Raw genomic sequence first — 22,231 nt, 5'->3', positions numbered from 1 at the left:
AATAAAAGGAATGACACGTGTTGCCAGCTCAGCCATCTACTCTGAATACCCTAACTAGAGGGCAAAATTCTACCCTCAAAAACCTGACTATCATGGGTTATCTAGAAGGCACTTCTTTTTTATTATTGCTCGGTGTCGCCATGCCACTAAAATATATGTTAGGTATTCCTGAAGCAGTAAAATATGTTGGGATGGCGCATGGGGCACTGTTTATCGCTTATATTTTGATGCTGCTGCTTGCAACGAGCAAAATAAGAATGCCGCTGTGGGCTATGCCTGCCGGTGTGTTTGGTTCGTTTTTGCCATTTGGTCCGTTTATCTTTGATCATCTTTTGAAGAAGCGTTTAAGAAAGTAGGCTGCACCTCGCGCATCCATGTTAGACATTATCTTGATTAAGGTGCGCTAGGCGCACCCTACTTCTTTATCTTTAACTACGATAGAATTTAAATCAATCCCTAGCTGCAAAACTGCCCTTTTCTCGTTACAATACTCCTCATCAATTATTACTCCCTACCTATCCAATATTCGAGAATTCCATGAGCCATAGACCCCCTGCTGACCTCTTAAAAAGCGCTGAACACTGGCGTGAAGACATTCATTTTCGCCAAGATGTGCTGGGCAAGCCGTTTGATTTTACGACGACGTGGGGCATTTTTTCACCGCAAAAGCTCGATGATGGTAGCTTGATGCTGCTTGATTATGTGGATTTTCAAGCAGATGATGATTCAATAGATTTGGGCTGTGGCTATGGCGTGCTTGGTATGACGGCGGCGCGTGAATGTCCAAATGGTCAGCACACCTTAATTGATAAAGACTTTATGGCGGTGGAATATGCGCGCCTCAATTGCGAAAAAAACGGTCTAAAAAATGTCAATGTGCATTTATCAAACGGCTTTAATCACGTGGCAAAGGACAAAGACTTTAGCCTTGTGATGTCGAATCTACCCGCTAAAGTTGGCAAAGAGCAGCATTATTTATACTTCCTTGATGCCTATGCGCGTATGCGGCAAGGTGGCCGTTTTTACGTGGTGACGATTAATGGTCTACGTCAATTTATGAAACGCTCATTTACCGAAGTGTTTGGTAATAGCGAAAAGGTCAAACAGGGTAAAACTTATACCATTACCATGGCGACCAAAGACTAAGCTTAAACAACTTAAAAGCTGCGCAAAAAAAATCCTGCTAACACGATGATGGTTTAGCGGGATTTTTTGCACCTAAATTCTTAGAACTATATTTTTAAAGCCGTATTTTCAAAGTTACATTTGCCGCTTCAGCAAATAGCCGCCTAAAATCGCACTGGCGATAATCGGTAATAGCACCATTAATAATGGCGAAAATCCAGTCGCAAGGGCAACAAAACCGACTAAATCTTGTACATAACTAAATAGCAAGCCAAATAGCAATGCCACGACGATGCGTAGGCCCAAGCTATGGGTGCGCAATGAGCCAAAGACGAATGAGCAAGCAACAATTACCAGCGATAAAATCGACAGCGGTGATAATAGCTTTTGCCAAAATGCCAGCTCATGACTTAATGAGCGCGTGCCCTGCCCACGCATAAATTGACGATGCTCATACAACTGGGTCAATGACAAATCTTCGGCTTTACGTGTGAGCAAATACACCGACTCAGGGGCAAAGGGCAAACTCAAGGTATCTGATGGGGCGATGGCTTGGCTACTCTCAAATCCTTGATTGATCATGAGCTTGGTCATATTGTTCAGTTGCCACTCATAGCGATATTGCTCGTTTGCTTTACGGCTATCAGTTTTGCTGCTATCAGTATCTAGCGTTTCGCGGCCGATATATTTACCGCCCTCAGCATGAATGGCAGTTTGCAGATTGCCATTATTGTCCAGATGCCAGCGTTTGACCTCGCCAATATTGCCTTGCACATCGGCATAATCGATATACAAAATATCGCTGCCATCTGGCTTAGCAGTGCCGTCTTTTGTGCGCTCAAAGCGTGGTTGCACCGTCCAATAACCTCGTACCGCTGTGACCAACGAGCTGTTGTCTTCGTCGTTAATCTCTTGCGCCAATTGATTGGAATGCGGCAAAACAAACTGATTAATCACCAATGCCAATAGCACAAAAAGCAAAGCCGGCTGTAACACCCAACCGACAATACGATAAACGCTAACGCCAGCGGCGCGCATGACGACCAGCTCGCTTTTATTGGCAAGTAAACCCAAACCGATCACAGCACCAAGTAGCGCACCGGTTGGGATAAATTGCTCTAAAAAATATGGCGAGCGGTAAAAGATATATTTAATCGCCTCACCCATCGTATAGCTATCATCTAACGAATCAAGCTCAGACAAATAAGAAAACACCAATTGCAAAGCCCATAAGCCTAGCACGGCGCCAATGATGGCAAGCAAAGCGTTTAATTTAACGTAGCGGCTCAGCACTTTTAGATTGGTCGGTTTTGGCGCAAGTTTTATTTTAGGGTTTGACGAATTTGGCTTTGATGACTTAAAGAGTGTTGATTTAGAGAATAAAGTGCTCATTAGGATTGTCCTCCTTGTGAGCCACTGCTTTGATTATCGGTACTGTTTTGATGGTTGCTAACGGTTAACAGCGCAGCATCTGGTTTGCGAAAGCGCAAACGATGCTGCACGCGGCTACCCCAGTTCATATAAAGCGCCAATGCCATAAAGCCTAAAACGAGCCAAGCATACGCCCAAACGCTGACACTGCCTTTACCCACCGCATTTTTGAGGGAAATGATACCCAGCGCACAGCTGACAAATAACAAAATCGACGGGAACAGGCGCAGCCAGCGACCTTGGCGCGGACGTACTTGCGCCAGTGGCACGGCAAGCATCGGCGCGATAATCATCAACCAAGGCAGGGCCAAACGATAGCCAAGCTCCCCTTGCGCCGCTTGTAATGCGTTTTCACTGTTCACCGCGGCGCTGCCCGTTGCGGCTTGCCATAAGGGCCCGATTGCTTGGGTTTCAATATTGTCTTCGGTAATGACTTCTTTGGAAGATTCGGTCAAGGTAATGCGGTAGCGATCAAAGCCCACTTGATTATATTTCAAACTGCCCGCGCCGACTTCATAACGGCGACCTTGGAATAAGTCCAGTTGAGTTATGCCGCTACTGCCGGTATCTACTTGCTCGGCGCGTTTGGCAAGGGTAATGGTGTCTTTAGTAATATTGCTGGCTATGAGTGCTTTTGGCAGCTCTGGAATGTTAAGTTGCTCAGCGGTTTCTGGGTCGATGTTGTGATTAACATCAGCGGCTACATTTTTTGCTGCATTTTTTGCCGCATTGCCTTTAGACTTAGGCTCCGATTGAATCAATATCACATCTTGCAATTGCTTTTTATCATCGCTTAAGCTGCCAACGTACAAATGATAATTGCCGCTACTGATAAACTGATTGGGACGAATCAAATCAAACGCGCTGGTTAACGCCTGCTGCTGCCAAATACTTTCCGATGAGCGCACGCCCCACGGTTTACCAACGATGGATAAAGCCGCTTCCCCAACAAACAATGCCAGTATCAGCGGCGTCATCAAACGCCCAAGCTTACCGCGCGATACGCCGCTGGCATTAATCACCGCCATTTCTTGGTCAACATACAAGCGCCCAAATACCAGCATGAGAGCGATAAAAAACGCCAATGGCAAGATGAGCTCTAAAAAATAGGGTAAATTATAACCAATAATGGTAAATAGTAAGCTGATATCCAGATTGCCTTCGGCGGCAATACCAAAGTAACGAATTAAGCGGCCGCCGAGCATCATCACCACTAAAAACCCCAAAACCAAAGCGGTCGTTGAGGCAACTTGTTGAGTCATATAGCGGCGTAATATCACAATAAGCACTCTTTAAAAAGGTTGGTATGCGCACGATTTAGCGCAGTTTTATTGGCAATATGTTATAAATAATAGCGATAAAGATAACCGCTAATCCTAGCATATTTTGCTCAAAAATGGCTGTGAAATGTGTTGGCAAACTATGCTTTTGTCTTACTAACTATGCTTCTGTCTTATTAATAATGCCGTGAGTCGAGCGCTCGTGAGAAAAGTATCAAATTAGCATAAAAAAAGTGACGCATCTAATCGCCTTATAGCAAGCATTTTCTTGCATAATATTTTTGCTTTATATCATTTAGCAAAGTTTGTTTGTGCTTGGTATCCGTTGCCGCGCCTTTTTAGCTTTTATTGCTAAACTGATGCTTCTGCAAAAATTAACCGATACAAATACGAATGTAGGCGCTTGAAAAAAAATATAAAATGGTTACGTTAATAGCACTGCCTTGCGCGCTGCGCACTGACCGCGCAATATGCTACACTACCGTGATGGCTAATAAGTTCAAGCTTTAACAGGTATCAGCAATGTAATAAAACCTGCCCTTCAAATAACATTACCTTCATAACTCTAATAAGGATAACTATATGAATATTAAATTAACCCAAACCCTGCCAAAAACCCATACGCAAAAAATACTTAAAAAAGAAGCCAAAAGTAAAGACGCGGCCTGCCTTGTGGTCTTAATCGATGATAAGAAAAATATCTTAGCAAAATCCGCATTGAGCGATTATCAAAGCCGCATTGAGCAGCTGATTGAGGTATCGCATTTTAATGGTAAAGCCTGCGAAACTGTGGCAGATTATGCCTTAGCAGGCGATAAAAAGACCGCGAAAGAGAACCCAGTTCAGCTGCTATTAGTTGGCGTTGGTAATCTTGATAAGCTTGGCCACAGCGTATTACAAAAAATCGCCAATACCATTTATCAGAGCACGCAAAAACGCGTCGATTCAATTACCGTTGCCTTAGGTGATGCGTTAGAAGAAAATCATTTTAGCCAGTTTGCGCTGAATTTACTGGCAGCAAGCTACCGTTTTGATAAATACAAATCTGAGCAAACCACGCCAGTTTTAACCGATATTTATTTACTTGCTGATAAGTCTTTGCAAGCGTCATTAGAATTTGCCCAAGCGGTGTTTGCCGGTCAAAGCTTGACCCGTGATGTGGCTAATGAGCCTGGCAATATTTGCTTCCCAGCTTACATGGCCGAACAAGCCGAAGCGCTTGCTAAAACCTATCCTGACCTATTAAAAGTTACCGTAGTTGGTGAAGATGAGATGTCAGCGCTGGGTATGAACTGCTTCTTAGCGGTGGCGCAAGGCTCTGCTAAAGAGGGTAAATTGGTAATTTTGGAGTATCGCGGTAAGTCAAACTTTAGTGCCAATGCTAGCAAAATTGCCAATAGCAGCGCAAAGGTTGCGGGCGGTCTAAAAGCCTTGGCGGATAAATTACCAACCAAGCTGCCTAACAAAAAATCTGACAAAAACAGCAATGCGCAGCCAAAAAACGACGATGCGCCTATCGTCTTAGTTGGTAAAGGCGTGACCTTTGATTCAGGCGGTATCTCAATCAAGCCAGGTGCGGCAATGGATGAGATGAAATTTGATATGGGCGGCTCAGCGTCGGTACTTGGCACGATGAAAGCTCTATGTGAAGCGCGTCTACCGATTAACGTCGTTGGTGCGCTAGCTTGCGCGGAAAACATGCCATCAGGTGATGCCACGCGCCCGGGCGACATCGTTAAAGCCATGAACGGCAAGTCGGTAGAAATCTTAAACACCGATGCCGAAGGTCGTTTGGTATTGGCCGATACCTTATGCTACGTACAGCGCTATAATCCAAAAGCCATTATTGATGTGGCAACCTTGACGGGTGCTTGCGTGGTTGCGCTAGGTCATGTACGCTCAGCGGTATTTAGTAATGACGAAGACGTGTTATTTGAATTAGAAAATGCCAGTCACTTATCGGGCGATTTAATCTGGCATATGCCGTTAGATGATGAGTATCAAACGCAGCTTGACTCGCCTATCGCTGATATGCAAAACATCGGTGGTAAAGGTGGCGGTGCCATCACAGCCGCTTGCTTCTTATCGCGCTTTGTTGAAGAAGGTCAAGCATGGGCGCATTTAGACATTGCTGGTACGGCTTGGAACTCAGGAAAAGACAAAGCGGCAACCGGTCGTCCTGTGCCATTATTTATGCAATATCTAAAAAATAGTGCAAATATGGCCTAATTTTTTGCTAAAAGACCAACGTATGAAAATAAATTTATGAACATCAGTTTTTATATTTTAAGTGAGAATAAAGCCCAAGATTTCTTGGGCTTTATTTGTCAGTTGACCCAAACGGCGCTCAATAAAAGCTCTCAGTCGTTATTGATTCTTATCGAAAGTGATGATGAATTACTATCGACGCTTGATGAGGCACTATGGACATTTGATGCGGCAAGCTTTATACCGCATCAACGGCTTATGGGTTCTAGTATTGCTGACGATACTGAGAATACGCCTATTCATCCTATCAACAATCAAGCGTTAGCCCCTGTTTTACTTAGTAGCTATATGCCAGCAGATTTTAAGGGTATTGTTCTAAATACCACTATCCATCCAGTCAATACTTTTATGGCAGCGACCAGTAATGCCCAGCCAACTCGGGTGCTTGAGCTGATAAAACCCGATCCTAGTAGCATGCAAGAAGGTCGGCACAAATATAAAGCGTATCAGCAATTGGGCTATGAACTCACACATTTTAAGGTTTAATCCTTAAAACCTCTCTATTTTTTGTTCTAAAACATACACTCATTTTTTGCATTTCACGTTTTTTCTTTAGCCTTATGTGCCTAGGCAGACACAGGTTAAAGGTAGGCGTTTATCGCAAAAAAATGCTACCATCCTTCGATTACTTATCCGTTTTATAATAAATCTCATATTTATTAACTAAGTCGAGGGTGTATAGATGCGTTCATTGATTGCGATGTACCAGCGTATAGGGCTGGTGCCGCTTATTATTATCGGTTTAATATTGGGGGTATTGATTGGCTGGCTGGCACCAAGTATCGGTATTGCGCTCGGCCTATTAGGGACGTTATTTGTCGGTGCCTTAAAAGCGGTCGCGCCAATTTTGGTCTTTATTTTGGTGATGGCAGCGATTAGCCAACATCGCAGTGGTAATGAGGTTTACGTCAAACCGGTGCTGATTATGTATATGTTTGGCACCTTTTTGGCAGCATTGACCGCCGTTGGCGCAAGTTTTTTATTTCCAACAGAGCTGATATTGGTTAATGCCGCCATTGAGCAAGTGCCGCCCGCCAACCTGCAAGAAGTCTTGACCAATCTGCTGATGAATTTGGTTGCCAATCCGGTCGGTGCTATTGCTGAAGCCAATTACATTGGTATTCTAGCGTGGGCAATTATTATTGGTTTTGCGCTGCGTCAAGCCAGCGATACCGCACGTGCGGTGGTCAGTGATTTTTCTAATGCCATCTCGCAAGTGGTCAAATGGGTCATCGCCCTCGCACCGTTTGGTATTTTAGGCTTGGTTGCCAATACCGTCGCCGAAACTGGCTTTGCCGCTTTGGCAGGTTACGGTCATATCTTAATGGTACTGGTCGGTTGTATGCTCTTTATCGCGCTGGTGATCAACCCCATTATTGTTTTGGTGAAGACAGGCAAAAACCCTTTTCCACTGGTGTTTACTTGCCTGCGTGAATCAGGGATTACCGCGTTTTTTACCCGTTCATCGGCCGCCAATATTCCCGTCAATATGAACCTTGCGCGCAAATTGGGCCTGCACGAAGACACTTATTCAGTCACCATTCCGCTGGGTGCAACTATTAATATGGCGGGCGCAGCGATTACCATTAACGTCTTAACCCTAGCAGCGGCGCATACGCTTGGTATCGAAGTATCGTTTGCATCAGCATTGTTATTAAGTTTGGTTGCAACCATTAGTGCTTGCGGCGCTTCTGGTGTTGCTGGTGGTTCACTGCTGTTAATTCCACTAGCAGCAAGTCTATTTAGTATTCCAAACGACATTGCTATGCAAGTGGTGGCGATTGGCTTTATCATTGGTGTGGTCCAAGATTCCGCTGAAACCGCTTTAAACTCGTCAACGGACGTCTTATTTACCGCCGCGGCTGACCCAAAATATGCGCGTTGATTTTTAAAGCGTTATTTGCAAACAGTATTTGTAATACCCCACGGGTCTCATTTTGGAGGCCCTTTTTTCTACCTGCAATGATTAAACGTTTACTATTTTAGATGCTCAACGTCTACTTCAATGACGGGCATCTGACTGTCTAACTGGCGCTTAAATTGACGCAGCTGCTCAACCTCATCTAACAGCTCAAGTATCAAACCAATCGCTGGTACACTGGCTTCAAAGTCGCGGCTTAGGCGCGAGGCACGGCGCACGGTTGTCAATTGATAACCCGTAAATTGCTCGCGCTCTGGCACATCATATTCGATGATATTTTCTTCAATCAACTCGATAACCCATTGGCGCTCTTGACCGCAGGCAGATACGAGCTCATCTAAGCTCAAGATAATGTCGGTAAATTCAGGCGAGTGTTTCATAATGATTATCCTCGTTTGCGCTTTATTTTATCGTATGGTCTTTATCTCTATTACAGGGCAATTATGCATGATTCATCAAAGGTAATAATGAATACCACCCATCGTTAAACCAGTCGTTAATAGCAATCGTTAAACCAGTCGTTAACGGCTAATACTGGTGTCAGCAAAGGCTTCTTTGAGCTGCTCGTAGGCTTTGGTAGCCGCCGCACTGCTGACATCAGGATTGACGATATTTAAAGTTAAATACAAATTGCCCGCTTGCTTCGCAGGAATACCCTTACCTTTTAGGCGTAAATTGCTACCCGATTTACTATTTTTGGGAATGGTCACACCAAGTGTTCCCGCTGGGGTACTCACGCTAATTTTTTCGCCAAGTGCCGCCTCCCAAGGCGCTATATTGACCGTTTGATAAACATCAGCGCCCTCGATACGGATATTATCAGCATGATTGATTTTAACCTTTAAAAATAAATCGCCGTTTTTACCGCCGCCGATACCAGCCGCACCCTGCCCAGCTAAGCGAATTTGCTTGCCGTCGGTGATGCCCTTAGGGATTTTAATTTTAAGGGTTTTATTTTCATAATCGATACTGCCATTTGGCTGACGAACGGGCACATTTAACTTAATACTGTAGTCATCGCCGCTATAGACCGAGGCCAAATCCACGGTAATCTCCGCATGTTGGTCTTGACCTTGGTCATTTTGCGCGCCAAAACCGCCGCCGAACTGATCAAAGCCGCTGCTTTGTGAGCGGCCTCCAGTTTGACCACGCGCGCCGCGACCAAAGGCTGAAAAAATATCATCGAAGCGAAAGCCGCCACCACCAAATGCTTCACCCTCACCAAACTGATCTTTGATATCTTCCCAGCGAAAACCGCCTTGGCCGCCCGCTGATTGCCCACCAAAACCGCCGAAACCACCAGCGCCGCCTTGACCGGCAAAAGGATTGTTTAGCATGGCATCGTATTCTGCGCGCTTGTCCTTGTCTCTAAGGGTCTCATAAGCGTTGTTAATCTCCGCGATTTTACTATCGGCATTAGGATCATCGCTGACGTCAGGGTGATATTGGCGCACAAGCTTACGATATTTCTTTTTAATCTCAGCATCGGTGGCGTCTTTTGTAACGCCCAAAATGTCATAGTAGTTTTTCTCTGCCATGTTGTTGTTCCTCAATATAAAACCATGTGAATAAGACTGGTATGCCAATGTAAACGAGATGGTGGAAAATTTTGTTTGACGACGACCGAACAGATTGTCGTTATCATTATTATTGTCAGCTACTTATCATCATAACAATAATAGAAACCTAAACCGTTAGTTAAATATTACCAGTCATGACATAGCCTATAAATACCTCATATAAACCTTAAGATACATACCTTGAAAGCTAGATAGCTTAAGTATAAAGGCTATATTTATAAGTAATAATGGAGATATTGTTAAGAAAATTAAAGAGAAGTTAAGATGAGTGAGCAAGGGAAATTTATAGAGTTGTAGGCGTAAAAGCGCCCCTTTGACCTTGGTAGTTCTTTTACATAGCAGTAAGAGTATAACAAGCTCTTTCTTGTAAAATGCCTTTATTATTTGTACTCGCAGGGAGTATGGATAACATAGGCAAGAGTATCTGTCTATCTCATCAATAGCAAATAGGTATTAAATGTCTTATTTAATCAAGTCTTTAGTCATCACTTTATCGCTACTGTTAAGTACCACTGTTTTTGCCGGCAACACCAGTTACTATGGCAGTAAGTTTCACGGCAAACGTACCGCAAGTGGCAGTATCTTCAATATGAATTCCCTCACCGCCGCGCATAAAACGTTGCCGTTTGGGACGAAGGTAAAAGTGACCAACAAAAAGACAAAGCAGAGCGTAATCGTAAAAATTACCGATAGAGGACCTTATATTAAAGGTCGTATTCTGGATTTATCGAAAGCCGCTGCTGGTCAAATAAACTGTCAGCTTTGTACGACCACGATGAAAATACTGTCTTATGGCGATGGTAAATACCGTATGGAATAATGGCATAAAAAAGGGAGAGCTCACGCTCTCCCTTTTTTTCTATCTACCAGTTTTTTATACTCACTATGTTAAGTACTTAATTGCTGAAGTTTTAAAGCAATCTTTAAAGCATTCTACTCAAAACCTGCTTCCATTTCCTCTAAGGTCGTCATCGCGAGCAATAACTTTTCTTCATTATCGCTATGCTGCTGCTGGAGCGCAGTTTGCTTATCTAACAACAGCAATAAATCAGCCTTGCGACTTTCTTCGTACAGCTCAGTATCAGCAAGTTTGGTCTCTAAACTGGCCAATTTTTGATCGATTTGAGCCAAAGCCTTTTCTGTATATTCAATCTCGCGGCGTAACGGTGCGGTGAGTTTGCGCTGTTCAGCGGCCAATTTGCGCTGCTCTTCTTTGCTAAGCAAGGGCTGAGCGGCTTTAGTATTTACAGGTGCAGTTGACGCTTTACCGCTCACTTGATAGTCTGCTTGGCCAGTTGATGGTTTGGTTGTTTGACTGTTTACCAGACTTGCATCTGTTTCACGTGAAACAGATTTCTTATTGTCTTTTTTGTTCTTTTTCTTTCCGGCATTTTTGTCCGAGGCATTTTCTTGTTTGCGTTTTTCCGCCAGCCATTTACCATAATCGCTGATGTCGCCATCAAACTCGTCGATTTGCCCGTCATGGACCAAAAACAGCTCATCGCAGACGTTGGCAATCAGCTCACGGTCATGCGATACTAGCACCACTGCCCCTTTAAAACCTTGCAAGGCAAGGGTCAAAGCTTGGCGCATTTGTAAGTCTAAATGGTTGGTTGGCTCATCGAGAACCAGCACGTTTGGACGTTGCCAAACAATCAAAGCAAGTGTCAAACGCGCGCGCTCACCACCAGAGAATAACTCACTTGGCGTATCAATACGGTCGCCGCGAAAGTCAAAACTGCCAAGGAACGAGCGCAGTTCGGCATCAGAGGTTTTACCTGCTAGGCGGCGCAGCATTTGCATCGGCGTCGCTGCTGCGTCCAAGGCATCCATTTGGTGCTGGTTAAAATAGCCAAGTTTTAGAGTGTCAGAGACGCGATAACTGCCTGATAAAATACCAAGTTCGCCGACCAAGGCTTTAATCAAGGTCGATTTACCCGCGCCATTCATCCCCAATAAACCAAGGCGGGTATCGGGCGTTACTTGGACATTGGCGTTATACAAAAGCGGCGTCTCGTTATAGCCAATGTCAGCATTGGTCATTTCTATCAGCGGTGAGCTCATATTGGCCGGCTCATAAAAGCGGAACGAGAACGGATTGTCCGCCATCATCGGCGACAGCTCTGCCATGCGCTCAAGCTGCTTAATACGGCTTTGTGCCTGTTTGGCTTTACTGGCCTTGGCACGAAAACGACGAATAAAGTCATCCAGATGCGCGCGGGTTGCTTGTTGCTTCTCAAACGCTTGCTGCTGCTGCGCCATACGCTCGTGACGGGTACGGATAAACTGCTGATAATTACCCGTATAAAGGGTGATTTTTTGTTGTTCGACGTGCAAGATATGACCGACGGTGGCATCCAAAAACGCTTGGTCATGCGAGATAACAATCACTAAACCGGTATAAGCATTAATCCAGGTCTCAAGCCAAAGAATGGCATCCAAGTCCAGATGGTTGGTTGGCTCATCGAGTAGCATCAAATCGGCGCGGCTCATCAAGGTTTTGGCAAGGTTTAAGCGCATCCGCCAGCCGCCCGAAAACCCTTCTACAGGCAGCTCATGCTGACTGGTCTTAAAGCCAAGACCCGCCATGATTTGCGCGGCTTTGGTCGGCGTACGATAGCCATCAATCTCATCGAACTGTTGATGCAAAACGCCAATCTGATCGTCACTGACGCTACTTAAATCACTCAAAGCGGCATTAATCTCATACCACTGCTCATCGCCACTTAATACATAATCTATCGCCGTTTGCGTGCTCGCGCCCACTTCCTGCGCCATGTGCGCCACCTGCCAGCTATCAGGAATGCTAACTTCGCCCTTATCAAGCGTGACCTCGGTATCACCCGTGCCCATTTGCGTCAATAACAAAGCAAACAAGGTTGATTTGCCGGTGCCGTTATTGCCCGTTAAGCCAACTTTGTGGCCCGGATGGAGCTGAAAGCTTGCCCCGGCAAACAACTCACGGCCATCACGGCGCACAGCAACGTCTTTAAATTCGATCATATAATTTCTTCATCTCAACAATAATATAAAACTTAAGGCAATAAAAACATCCGTTTGGCATGTTTACAGGCGGCTATTATTTCAAACGCTTGGCGCATAGGCAAACGATTAAATAACTATTTTAAATTCAACCGTTTATACGTCCAAGAACTGCTTGATATCCCATTCGCGCATCATACTCTTGTGTATCTACTTAATTTAACATTGATTATTCTCACAAACGCTGCTGTCACCCTTGACAAATCAATCATAACCCCAATTATGCTATACTAGTAAAACACTATTGACATCATGCAGTTAAGTGTCAGAAGCTAAGCGTCGGCAGCATTACTATGTGCTTAAGTGCGATGGCACTATTCGCTTAAGTGCTATGACAGCTCGATATGAGTATCACAGCCATGACCCAATCTCATTATTTTACTGTAGCCTATGCTTTATAAGCGGCTACTTATCAGTCGCCCTATCCAGTATAAATAGACGACCTCGCAGACATAAAAAATAAATCATTTGATTTTAGCAACTGAGGTAGATATGAACGAATCAGCCAATCAATTTAACCCAAGCTCAAGCCAGCCGGTTGATCCAACCGCCTTAAACTTAACAGACAGCGCTGCCCAAAAGGTGCGTCGCTTGCGTGAAGAAGAAGGTGACAACAATCTTATGCTGCGTGTCTATGTGACGGGTGGCGGCTGTTCAGGCTTCTCTTACGGTTTTAACTTTGCCAATGACCTAAATGAAGACGATGCCAACTTTGACAATGGCGATGTGACCCTGGTCGTCGATTCTCTAAGCTATCAGTATCTTCAAGGCTCGACCGTTGATTATACCGAAGGCTTAGAGGGCGCGCGCTTTATCGTGACCAATCCAAATGCCACTACAACATGTGGCTGCGGTTCATCGTTCTCTCTTTAATGTAAGTAATATAAGTCGGTATAGTTGCTTTATTTAACAGCGATACTATGCTGTTGGGTATACTATAGTGTACAATCGTACACCGAATATGGCCTTTTTAACCGATAATCGGCTTAAAAGTGGCTTTAGTCGGTTTACGATTGTTTTTTTTTGGAAGTGTGCTTAAATATCTCCCTAAATTAAGTAGCTACGCTAATAAGTTGTCATAAAAGTCACTCTTAATTTGAGTCAACCTATGGCATTTTTATTCAAAGCTTCTTACTTGCAAAATATAGCGGTTAAACGCCCATGCTTAAAAAAAACGCTTAAAAAACACTACTCATATTCCAAAATTAAGGCACACCCACATGGCTAAGTTAACACTTGATGCATTAAATGATATTGATGGCTTTATCGCCGCAGCCCTAGTCGACAGCGAGTCAGGTCTTGCAATGGCAACGCTTGGCTCAGGCATCGATCTTGAGCTTGCTGCCGCTGGCAACACTGAAGTTCTACGCTCGAAGCGCAAAATAGCACACGCACTAGGTTTAAATGAAAACATCGAAGACATTCTTATTACCTTGAGCAAGCAGTACCATTTGCTACGCCCACTGGTACGCAATGACAATTTGTTTTTATACCTTGTACTCGACCGTCAAAAATCAAACCTAGCGATGGCACGTCACAACCTAAAAAGCTTTGAGACAGAGTTAGAATTCTCATAAGCAAGTGGTTTAGAGCAGTGCGTTATTTAAAGCATCTACCTGATAAGTAGGTGCTTTTTTTACTTTCATCCTGTTTAAGTGAAAGCAGTTATTTTACGTCATGGTGGCTTTGCCCCACCCTATTTATAAACCAAATAACAGCCATCTGAGCGCAAATGAAGCTTACTGTATTTGTAATTGTACGTGGTTTTTGGGGCGGCTTTGGGCTAAACTGACGAGATTCTATAACCCATTTTTGTGGTCGGACAACAATTGCGTGTCGGCTGATTATAATGAATAACAACAGATGACTATTATGAGTAATTTTGCGAGTAGCTTTGTCGATTTTAAAATTCCAAACTGGTTTGATAGCGAGCATCTAACGGGCATGCTGCGCGGTATCGAAAAAGAAGGTTTGCGCGTGAAGCCTGATGGATATTTGGCACAAACGCCGCATCCGGCCAAGCTTGGCTCAAAGCTGACGCACCCGTTTATCACCACCGATTATTCAGAAAGCCTACTCGAACTCATCACTGACCCTAAAACCTCTCCAAAAGAGACGCTCACCATGCTGCGCCAGCTGCATTTATTGGTCTATCAAGGCCTGCCTGAGGGCGAGCTGATGTGGCCCTTATCGATGCCGTGCATGCTGTCGTCTAACGATGAAGATATTCCGCTGGCAGATTATGGTAGCTCTAATACAGGACGGCTGAAGACACTCTATCGCAGTGGCCTTGGTATCCGCTATGGTCGCCGAATGCAGACCATTGCAGGGCTTCATTATAACTTATCCTTTGGCGATGAGTTATTTAGCGCCTGGCAAGCACAAACGCCAAGCGCACAAGACTTGAGTCTAACTGAGTTTAAAAATGACAAATATTTGGGTCTTATTCGTAACTTTAAGCGTCTGACTAGCTTGGTTCTTTATCTGTTGGGAGCCAGCCCTAGCGTTTGCCCTTGCTTTGTGTCAGGTATTGACCATGACCTTGAGCTGCTCAATGACTCAACATACTATAGACCGGCTGCGACCAGCCTACGCATGGGCAAGCTTGGCTATACCAATAGCGTGCAAGAGCATCTCGATATTCGTTATAACAATTTACCCGAGTATATCAAAGGGCTACGCCGAGCCATTCAGACCCCGCATGCAAGCTTTGAGAAACTAGGTTTAGACGATGCCGATGGCAATCCAATACAAATTAACAATCACATTCTACAAATAGAAAATGAGTACTACAGCCCGATTCGCCCAAAACAAATCGCCGAGAGCGGCGAGAGCCCAACCGAAGCGCTTGAGCGCCGCGGTATTGCTTATGTTGAGTTTCGCGCTATCGATCTCGACCCTTATAGCGACATTGGTATTCGTTTATCTAGCGCTTGCTTTTTAGAAGTCATGGCGCTGTATTGCTTACTAAGTGATTCGCCAGAGCTCATGCCGGTAGAAGAAGAAGCGTTAGCTGTTAATTTGGAGCGCGTCGTCAACGAAGGACGCCGTGCAAACTTACAAATCATCAATAATGGCGATGAACAAACCCTTGAAAGCTGGATGCTCATGCACTTAAGCCGTATGCAGCCATTGGCAGAGCTGTTTGATGCGCATTATGGCGGTAATGAATATCGAACGGCGGTCGCTTTAATGCAAGGTAAAGCAGGTCATCCTGAGTCGACCATCTCGGCGCAAGTCAACTCGGATAGTAAACGTTTGGGCAGCTTATGGCAGCTTGGCTTTACTTTAGCGCAGCAGCATCGTGAGTCGTTATTACAGCAGACTTTGAGCCCAAACACTCAAGCCAAATATGAAGTACTTGCCGAAAAATCCATTTTGCAGCAAGCGGAGCTTGAAGCCGCTGAAACCGAAGACTTTATGGATTTTTTACAGCAGTATCGCTGATTCTTTATAAGATTTTATCCTTTAATCATCAGTACTTAATAAGAGTATGCGCCCCATGCGACAACTGACCACTTACCGTAATTTGCAAGTGTTTTTAGTGCTAATGGCCGTGATAGGCATGAGTTTTGCGCTGTTTTTCTTACAACGTTATATGGGGTTTTCGCCTTGTCCGCTGTGTATTTTTCAGCGCATCGGGCTGATGGTCATGGGCGGCTTTGCTTTAGTTGCAGCTGTATTTAACCCAAAAGCCATCGCGGTACGTTTGATATTATGGCTTGGTAGCTTAGCGGGTATCGGCTGGGCGGCAATCGTTGCCGGGCGTCACGTTTGGCTGCAGCACCTACCTGCCGACCAAGTGCCTTCTTGCGGTCCAGGCTTAGATTATTGGCTTGATACCCTGCCGATGCAGCAAGTCTTAAAAGAAGTCTTCACCGGTTCTGGCGAGTGTGCGTCTATCGACTGGACGTTTATGGGTTTAAGCATTCCTGAGCAGTCACTGATTTTATTTAGCATTTTGATATTGGTGCACTTACTAATCCTATGGCGTATCGTACGCCCCATTCGCTAACGTTCTTTTTCGCCCTTATCAAACATATTGATAACCGTCATGCTGAGAGGCATCGACGGTTATTTTGCATTTAAGCTTTATTTTTAAACTCTGTTAAAGCTATTTTTAGCTTATTTAAATAGTCGCATTGACATTAAGGACACGCGCTAGTCACTTTTACGCTTTGATATATGTACAATGTTTAATTACCCTGTTGGAATAAGGATAGGCCTAATCGCATTTTAAGCGTATATAGCAGTCATAGCAATGCCTAAAAGCGACGCTTAGCAGCAATTCTGTTACGTTCATCACATAATTTAACGAAGACAGGATCGTATGCTTTGCTTATTGTCGTTAAGATTATGCTTCACAATTCCTTTAATTTTTACCAAAGCCTGAGTTATTTATCGTATTACCCCATCATATCGATAAAGGTTGAACACACTATTAAAAAATCTGTTTTTTGGTAACACTATGATTACTCTTTCGCCGACTTCCTCCTCTGCCGTTACGATTGCCAGACGCTATCTGCGCCCATTATTGGCGCTGCCACTCTGTCTGTTACTCATGAGCTGTGATAGTGCGTCATCTTCTACGACATCAGCCAATAATCAAACGACGCAAGGCGCACCGACCAATAGCGCGCTACCTACTGACTCACCAAATAATGTCGCGCAAGCGAGTAATACTGACGATATAGCAGATGAGGTAAATAGCGCAGATGGGCAATCGCTAATAGCAGCGGCCAATTCGAATGATAATAGTCGCCGCGCGCCCATGTTTTCGGCGGCAAATAGCGACAGTACCTTGCAAGCAACCTTGATGGGCGATTATGGCGGCGTCGTGCCATGTGGCTCTTGCGACAATATCGATATCACTTTAAATCTGTTTGCTGATGGCTCGGTGCTAAAAACCAGTGTTTTTAATGATGCAGAGCCGACCAATCCGCCTTTGCTAGAATCAGGGGTTTATCGCCAAGACGACGATAAAATCACCATTGTTTATGAGAAAAAAAATATCGAAACCTATCAAATCAGAGACAATCATTTGATTATGACGGACGCCGATGACAAGTCTAACGATGACTATACCCTGTCTCGTAAATAAACCGGCGCATAGAGCAGCCAATTTAAAAATCTAAACAACGCCTACTTGCTGGGCGTTTTTTATTGGTCATCCTTCGGTGTTTACTTTACAATGAGGCTTTGATTACTGAGCCGTCTGCCCTGCTAAGATGAGCAGCCGAATCTAGAGTTTACTCCCCTTTATTTAAGCCTGTACGGAACGTCTATGCATATTCATATTCTAGGTATTTGTGGTACTTTTATGGGTTCGCTCGCACTACTTGCGCGCGCGCTTGGACACACGGTTACAGGCTCAGATGCCAATGTTTATCCGCCGATGTCCACCCAACTTGAAAATGCGGGCGTGACCATTGCCGAAGGTTATTTAGTAGAGCATTTGCAGCCAGCGCCAGATTTGGTGGTGGTTGGTAATGCCATGAAACGCGGCATGGATGTCATCGAATATATGCTAGATAGCGGCCTGCGCTATACCTCAGGGCCGCAGTTTTTATCCGAGCAAGTGCTGCAATCGCGCCATGTTATCGCCGTCGCGGGTACGCATGGCAAGACCACAACGACGACGATGCTGGCGTGGATATTACATTATGCGGGTATTGATACAGGGTTTTTGATTGGCGGCGTGCCATTGGTCGCCACCACGGACGAGCATTTACAGCAAGTGTTTGCCCATAGCAGCTACTTGGGCGCGGAAAAAACCGCTGATGCAGCAGAAAAGACGGGCTACTTTGTCATTGAAGCTGACGAGTACGATTCAGCGTTTTTTGATAAGCGCTCAAAGTTCGTTCATTATCGCCCGCGTACCGCTATTTTAAATAACCTTGAATTTGACCACGCCGATATTTTCGCCGACCTAAGCGCTATCCAAACCCAGTTTCATCATATGATTCGCATGATTCCAAGTAGCGGTAAAATCATCATGCCAGCTGCTACCATAAGCTTAGAAGAGACATTGGCAAAAGGCGTTTGGACTCCAGTTTGGCGGACTGCGGTTACTGATAAAGAGTCCATTAGCCATAACAAGCAAAACTCACAAGACGGTAGCGACTGGCAAGCTGAGCTTATCAGCGCCGATGGCGGTCAATTTAGCGTCAGTTTTGTAGAGGACAATGAAGCAACAGGAATTGTTGCTTGGTCGATGAGCGGCATTCATAACGTCAATAATGCCTTGGTTGCTATTGCCGCCGCTTACAACGTTGGCGTCGATGTCAAAACCGCCTGCGCGGCATTATCAGCCTTTGCTGGTATCAAACGCCGCATGGAGCTGATTGGTGATATAAATGATATCTTAGTGTTTGATGATTTTGCCCATCACCCAACCGCTATTACCACCACTTTAGATGGCGCCAAAAAGAAACTGGCAGACAGACGACTTTGGGCAATTATTGAGCCGCGTAGCAATACTATGAAAATGGGCATTCATCAAGACAGCTTGGCTGAATCCGTCGCCCTCGCCGACCATACTTTATGGTACGAGCCGACAGGACTTGAGTGGGGGTTAAAAGACGTCATCGATAATGCTAAGGCTAAACACCCAAATATGGCAAACCAGCAAGTGCTCTCTAGCGTCGATGCTATCATTGCGCATATCCGCACGCAGGCAAAAGCGGGCGATGCGATTGTCATTATGTCAAATGGTGGCTTTGAAGGGATACATCAGCGCCTATTAACCGCGCTGCGCAATAAATAAATTTTTGCTTAAATATTAAGCGTATTAAAGCCTTGATTTTTATAAAAGCATGGTTCATCAAATGAGCTATGCTTTTTTTATCGTTAATTTTTCTTCTGTAGTTACGTTATCCCACGTTTATAAGCCCATCTAACTATTTAAAAATCCATACAATATTGCCATTAATGTTTGCTCACGTTAGCGACTTTACTACCTTTTTAACCTACCGTTTACCTATCTTATCTGCTTCATAGCAAATAGAGCTTTTTTCTCACATAGCCCGTACACAGATAACATTTTGTGCTTACTTTTTATTTTCAGGAATGTCTACAATGAAGTCATCAAATAAGTAACACAATATAAATAACATATAAATGAACACATATTAGGAGAATAACCATGAGCTTTATTTGGATGATTATCGTTGGTTTGGTCGCAGGTTTATTGGCACGTGCTATTAAACCGGGTAACGACCCTATGGGCTGGATCATGACCATTGTATTGGGTATCGTTGGAGCGATGCTGGGTGGTTTTATCGCAGGTTTAATCGGTATCGATGCCGATGGCGGCTTTACCGGTCTTATCTTCTCAGTGATTGGTGCGATTATCTTACTGTTTATCTATGAGATGATCATGAATAAGCGCCGCGTGTAATCTATTTTCTTTATAAAAAATATTTTTTAAAAAGGTCTTGTGTAAGCAAGGCCTTTTTTATTGCGTCCATTTTTCTTAAAATTTATAAATGCTAGGTTTTTCTGATATTTATCAGCGGCAAGATTGGCCTTCGGGTATTGATAAGCATTACTTTTGTCCCCATTTATCTTATAATATCAGACCTATTTTATCTTTATCGTTGAGGTGAGCCTTATGGCGTTACTCCCTATTTTAAGTTATCCCGACCCGCGCTTACGCACGATTGCCAAGCCTGTCAAGGAAGTGACGGCTGAAATCAAAACCTTAATCGCCGATATGATTGAGACGATGTATGATGCGCAAGGTATTGGTTTGGCAGCAAGCCAAGTCGATCGTCATATCCAGCTTATCGTCATGGATTTATCCGAAGATAAAAACAGCCCAAGGGTATTTATTAACCCCAAAGTGACGCCATTGGTCGAAGAAAAGCAGCCGTACGAAGAGGGCTGTTTGTCGGTGCCAGAAGTCTATGATAAGGTTGAACGTCCGACGAAAGTACGTATCGAAGCCCTAGATGAAAATGGTAATAAGATTGATGAAGAAGTAGAGGGCTTACTTGCCGTTTGCATTCAACATGAGATGGATCATTTAAACGGCGTCATCTTCGTCGATTATTTATCGCGTCTTAAACAGACGCGGGCGCGTGATAAGGTGCGTAAAGTGCTTAAAATACGCGAAAAACAAAGCGAGCAAATGGATAAACAGCCGCAAACCACCAATTCTTAATTTACTCACTTACTTACTTATTCCTAAGCCATTTGCATATCATTTTATTATTATCGCTAGGCTTGATACGCCATTACAAGATCGATGATAAGACGATAATAATATGATAACTGATAAACTGGCTTTTATGCTCTGATATTTTTATTCTCTGACATCTAGTGTCTTCATTAAAGGTTTCTCACCATGACCATGATCAAAATTGACCAATATTTTGACCCTGCCGGTTGGCAGAAATTCACCAAAGCTGCCGAAGGTCGCGACACGCCATTTTTGCTGGTCGACTTGAGCCGTATTAAAGCAAAATATGCTGAAATGGTTGGTTTTTTTCCAAAGGCGAAAATTCATTACGCAATGAAGGCAAGCCCTGCGGTTGAAGTCATTAATTTGCTTGCGGAGCTTGGTTCAAACTTTGATTGTGCGTCCATCTATGAGCTTGACCGCGTGCTTGATTGCGGCGTTGAGCCATCACGTATCTCTTATGGCAATACCATTAAAAAAGCGCAGCACGTGAAATACGCTTTTGATAAAGGTATCGACTTGTATGCAACCGACTCTGAAGCCGATTTAAAAAATATTGCTAAGTATGCCCCCGGCTCAAAAGTATTTGTACGTATTTTGGTACAAGGGTCAGAAACCGCTGAATGGCCGTTATCCCGTAAGTTTGGTTGCCACCCAAACATGGCAATTGACCTGCTGGTTCAGGCGCGTGAGTTGGGCTTGGTGCCTTATGGCATCTCTTTCCACGTTGGCAGTCAGCAAAAAGACGTGGCCGCTTGGGATGATGCACTTGCCAAGGTCAAATATATGTTTGACTGGATGAAAAATGAAGAAGGCATTAAGCTGCAAATGATTAATTTGGGCGGCGGCTTTCCAGCGAACTATATCAGCGAAGTCAATCCCATAAAGGTCTATGCAGAAGAGATCACCAGTTATTTGACTGATGACTACAATGAAGACGAAATGCCAGAAATCATCCTTGAGCCAGGTCGCTCATTGGTTGGGGGTTCAGGCGTACTAGTCAGTGACGTGGTTTTGATTTCTCGTAAATCAGATACGGATTTGACGCGCTGGGTCTATACCGATGTGGGTTTATTCCAAGGATTAATTGAAACGTTGGGTGAAGCAATCAAATATCCGGTTTATACGCCTAAGATGGAAACTTCGAAAAGCGAAGGTACGGTGGTATTGGCAGGCCCAACTTGCGATTCAACCGATATCATGTATGAAGAAGCGGGCTATCAGTTGCCAGAAGAGCTTGAGATTGGCGATAAAATCTATTGGCTGACCACTGGCGCTTATACCAATTCATATTCGTCTATTGAGTTTAATGGTTTTCCGCCGTTAGACGTGGTTTATATTGATTAATTTTTAGACAATCAATATCAATAAAAAAGCGCGGTACTGTGCAAGCAGTGCCGCG

General features: G+C 44.2%; 20 protein-coding genes. 15 read left to right on the top strand and 5 right to left on the bottom strand.

Features of this window, described 5'->3' with window-relative positions; all coding sequences use genetic code 11:
* Positions 1-17: 17 nt before the first annotated feature.
* Positions 18-356: a DUF3817 domain-containing protein gene (locus B4240_RS10355; protein ID WP_296238975.1), complete on the top strand. Its 339-nt coding sequence runs from the start codon at positions 18-20 to the stop codon at positions 354-356.
* 181 nt (positions 357-537) lie between these two features.
* A complete protein-coding gene (locus tag B4240_RS10350; protein ID WP_296238973.1) occupies positions 538-1,146 on the top strand; it encodes a class I SAM-dependent methyltransferase in 609 nt (202 codons plus the stop codon).
* Between the two features lie 114 nt (positions 1,147-1,260).
* Here B4240_RS10350 and B4240_RS10345 read toward each other — a convergent pair whose 3' ends face one another.
* Together B4240_RS10345 and B4240_RS10340 are read right to left on the bottom strand one after the other, a co-directional pair.
* The gene (locus B4240_RS10345) at positions 1,261-2,517 is read right to left on the bottom strand and encodes an LptF/LptG family permease (protein WP_296238971.1); all 1,257 of its coding nucleotides are present in this window, start codon (positions 2,515-2,517) and stop codon (positions 1,261-1,263) included.
* Positions 2,517-3,818, bottom strand: a complete 1,302-nt coding sequence (locus B4240_RS10340; RefSeq protein WP_296238970.1) for an LPS export ABC transporter permease LptF — start codon at positions 3,816-3,818, stop codon at positions 2,517-2,519. Before B4240_RS10340 ends, B4240_RS10345 begins: the two co-directional genes overlap by 1 nt.
* A 600-nt stretch (positions 3,819-4,418) precedes the next feature.
* Here B4240_RS10340 and B4240_RS10335 point away from each other — a divergent pair.
* The 3 genes from B4240_RS10335 to sstT all read left to right on the top strand — a co-directional run bounded on the left by B4240_RS10335 (position 4,419) and on the right by sstT (position 7,989).
* Positions 4,419-6,065: a leucyl aminopeptidase gene (locus B4240_RS10335; protein ID WP_296238968.1), complete on the top strand. Its 1,647-nt coding sequence runs from the start codon at positions 4,419-4,421 to the stop codon at positions 6,063-6,065.
* A gap of 36 nt (positions 6,066-6,101) precedes the next feature.
* Positions 6,102-6,590: a DNA polymerase III subunit chi gene (locus B4240_RS10330; RefSeq protein ID WP_296238966.1), complete on the top strand. Its 489-nt coding sequence runs from the start codon at positions 6,102-6,104 to the stop codon at positions 6,588-6,590.
* A 196-nt stretch (positions 6,591-6,786) separates the two neighbouring features.
* On the top strand, positions 6,787-7,989 hold the full coding sequence (sstT, locus tag B4240_RS10325; protein ID WP_296238964.1) for a serine/threonine transporter SstT: 1,203 nt from the start codon (positions 6,787-6,789) through the stop codon (positions 7,987-7,989).
* A gap of 92 nt (positions 7,990-8,081) precedes the next feature.
* On the opposite strand, the gene B4240_RS10320 is transcribed toward sstT, so the two are convergent.
* Together B4240_RS10320 and B4240_RS10315 are read right to left on the bottom strand one after the other, a co-directional pair.
* Positions 8,082-8,405, bottom strand: coding sequence for a chaperone modulator CbpM (locus tag B4240_RS10320; protein ID WP_296238962.1), 324 nt, complete (start codon positions 8,403-8,405; stop codon positions 8,082-8,084).
* 141 nt (positions 8,406-8,546) lie between these two features.
* The gene (locus tag B4240_RS10315; protein ID WP_296238960.1) at positions 8,547-9,563 is read right to left on the bottom strand and encodes a DnaJ C-terminal domain-containing protein; all 1,017 of its coding nucleotides are present in this window, start codon (positions 9,561-9,563) and stop codon (positions 8,547-8,549) included.
* Positions 9,564-10,062: 499 nt separating this feature from the next.
* Between B4240_RS10315 and B4240_RS10310 the strand changes: the two genes are divergently transcribed.
* The gene (locus B4240_RS10310) at positions 10,063-10,425 is read left to right on the top strand and encodes a septal ring lytic transglycosylase RlpA family protein (RefSeq protein WP_296238958.1); all 363 of its coding nucleotides are present in this window, start codon (positions 10,063-10,065) and stop codon (positions 10,423-10,425) included.
* Positions 10,426-10,538: 113 nt separating this feature from the next.
* On the opposite strand, the gene B4240_RS10305 is transcribed toward B4240_RS10310, so the two are convergent.
* Positions 10,539-12,608, bottom strand: coding sequence for an ABC-F family ATP-binding cassette domain-containing protein (locus B4240_RS10305; RefSeq protein WP_296238956.1), 2,070 nt, complete (start codon positions 12,606-12,608; stop codon positions 10,539-10,541).
* 531 nt (positions 12,609-13,139) lie between these two features.
* On the opposite strand from B4240_RS10305, the gene erpA reads away from it, so the two are divergent.
* The 9 genes from erpA (at position 13,140) to B4240_RS10260 (ending at position 22,176) form a co-directional block, all read left to right on the top strand.
* Entirely contained in the window at positions 13,140-13,520 is a 381-nt protein-coding gene (gene erpA, locus B4240_RS10300; RefSeq protein WP_296238954.1) for an iron-sulfur cluster insertion protein ErpA, read from the top strand.
* Positions 13,521-13,867: 347 nt separating this feature from the next.
* Complete coding sequence (locus B4240_RS10295; RefSeq protein WP_296238952.1) at positions 13,868-14,224, top strand: roadblock/LC7 domain-containing protein; 357 nt, start codon at positions 13,868-13,870, stop codon at positions 14,222-14,224.
* Positions 14,225-14,519: 295 nt separating this feature from the next.
* A complete protein-coding gene (gshA, locus tag B4240_RS10290) occupies positions 14,520-16,094 on the top strand; it encodes a glutamate--cysteine ligase (protein ID WP_296238950.1) in 1,575 nt (524 codons plus the stop codon).
* Positions 16,095-16,149: 55 nt separating this feature from the next.
* The gene (locus B4240_RS10285) at positions 16,150-16,662 is read left to right on the top strand and encodes a disulfide bond formation protein B (protein WP_296238947.1); all 513 of its coding nucleotides are present in this window, start codon (positions 16,150-16,152) and stop codon (positions 16,660-16,662) included.
* Between the two features lie 453 nt (positions 16,663-17,115).
* The gene (locus B4240_RS10280; protein WP_296238945.1) at positions 17,116-17,748 is read left to right on the top strand and encodes a copper resistance protein NlpE N-terminal domain-containing protein; all 633 of its coding nucleotides are present in this window, start codon (positions 17,116-17,118) and stop codon (positions 17,746-17,748) included.
* A 183-nt stretch (positions 17,749-17,931) separates the two neighbouring features.
* Positions 17,932-19,413 carry a UDP-N-acetylmuramate:L-alanyl-gamma-D-glutamyl-meso-diaminopimelate ligase gene (gene mpl, locus B4240_RS10275; RefSeq protein WP_296238943.1) on the top strand — a complete coding sequence of 494 codons (1,482 nt, stop codon included), beginning with the start codon at positions 17,932-17,934 and terminating at the stop codon, positions 19,411-19,413.
* Positions 19,414-19,791: 378 nt separating this feature from the next.
* Entirely contained in the window at positions 19,792-20,046 is a 255-nt protein-coding gene (locus B4240_RS10270) for a GlsB/YeaQ/YmgE family stress response membrane protein (protein WP_296238941.1), read from the top strand.
* Between the two features lie 213 nt (positions 20,047-20,259).
* Complete coding sequence (def, locus tag B4240_RS10265) at positions 20,260-20,811, top strand: peptide deformylase (RefSeq protein WP_296238940.1); 552 nt, start codon at positions 20,260-20,262, stop codon at positions 20,809-20,811.
* A 189-nt stretch (positions 20,812-21,000) separates the two neighbouring features.
* A complete protein-coding gene (locus tag B4240_RS10260; RefSeq protein WP_296239010.1) occupies positions 21,001-22,176 on the top strand; it encodes a type III PLP-dependent enzyme in 1,176 nt (391 codons plus the stop codon).
* Positions 22,177-22,231 lie beyond the last annotated feature (55 nt).

The sequence above is a fragment of the Psychrobacter sp. UBA5136 genome (genome assembly GCF_002414005.1).
Classification (GTDB): Bacteria; Pseudomonadota; Gammaproteobacteria; order Pseudomonadales; family Moraxellaceae; genus Psychrobacter.
Note: the sequence above shows the minus strand (reverse complement) of the source record. Positions and strands in the feature narration are given on the sequence as shown.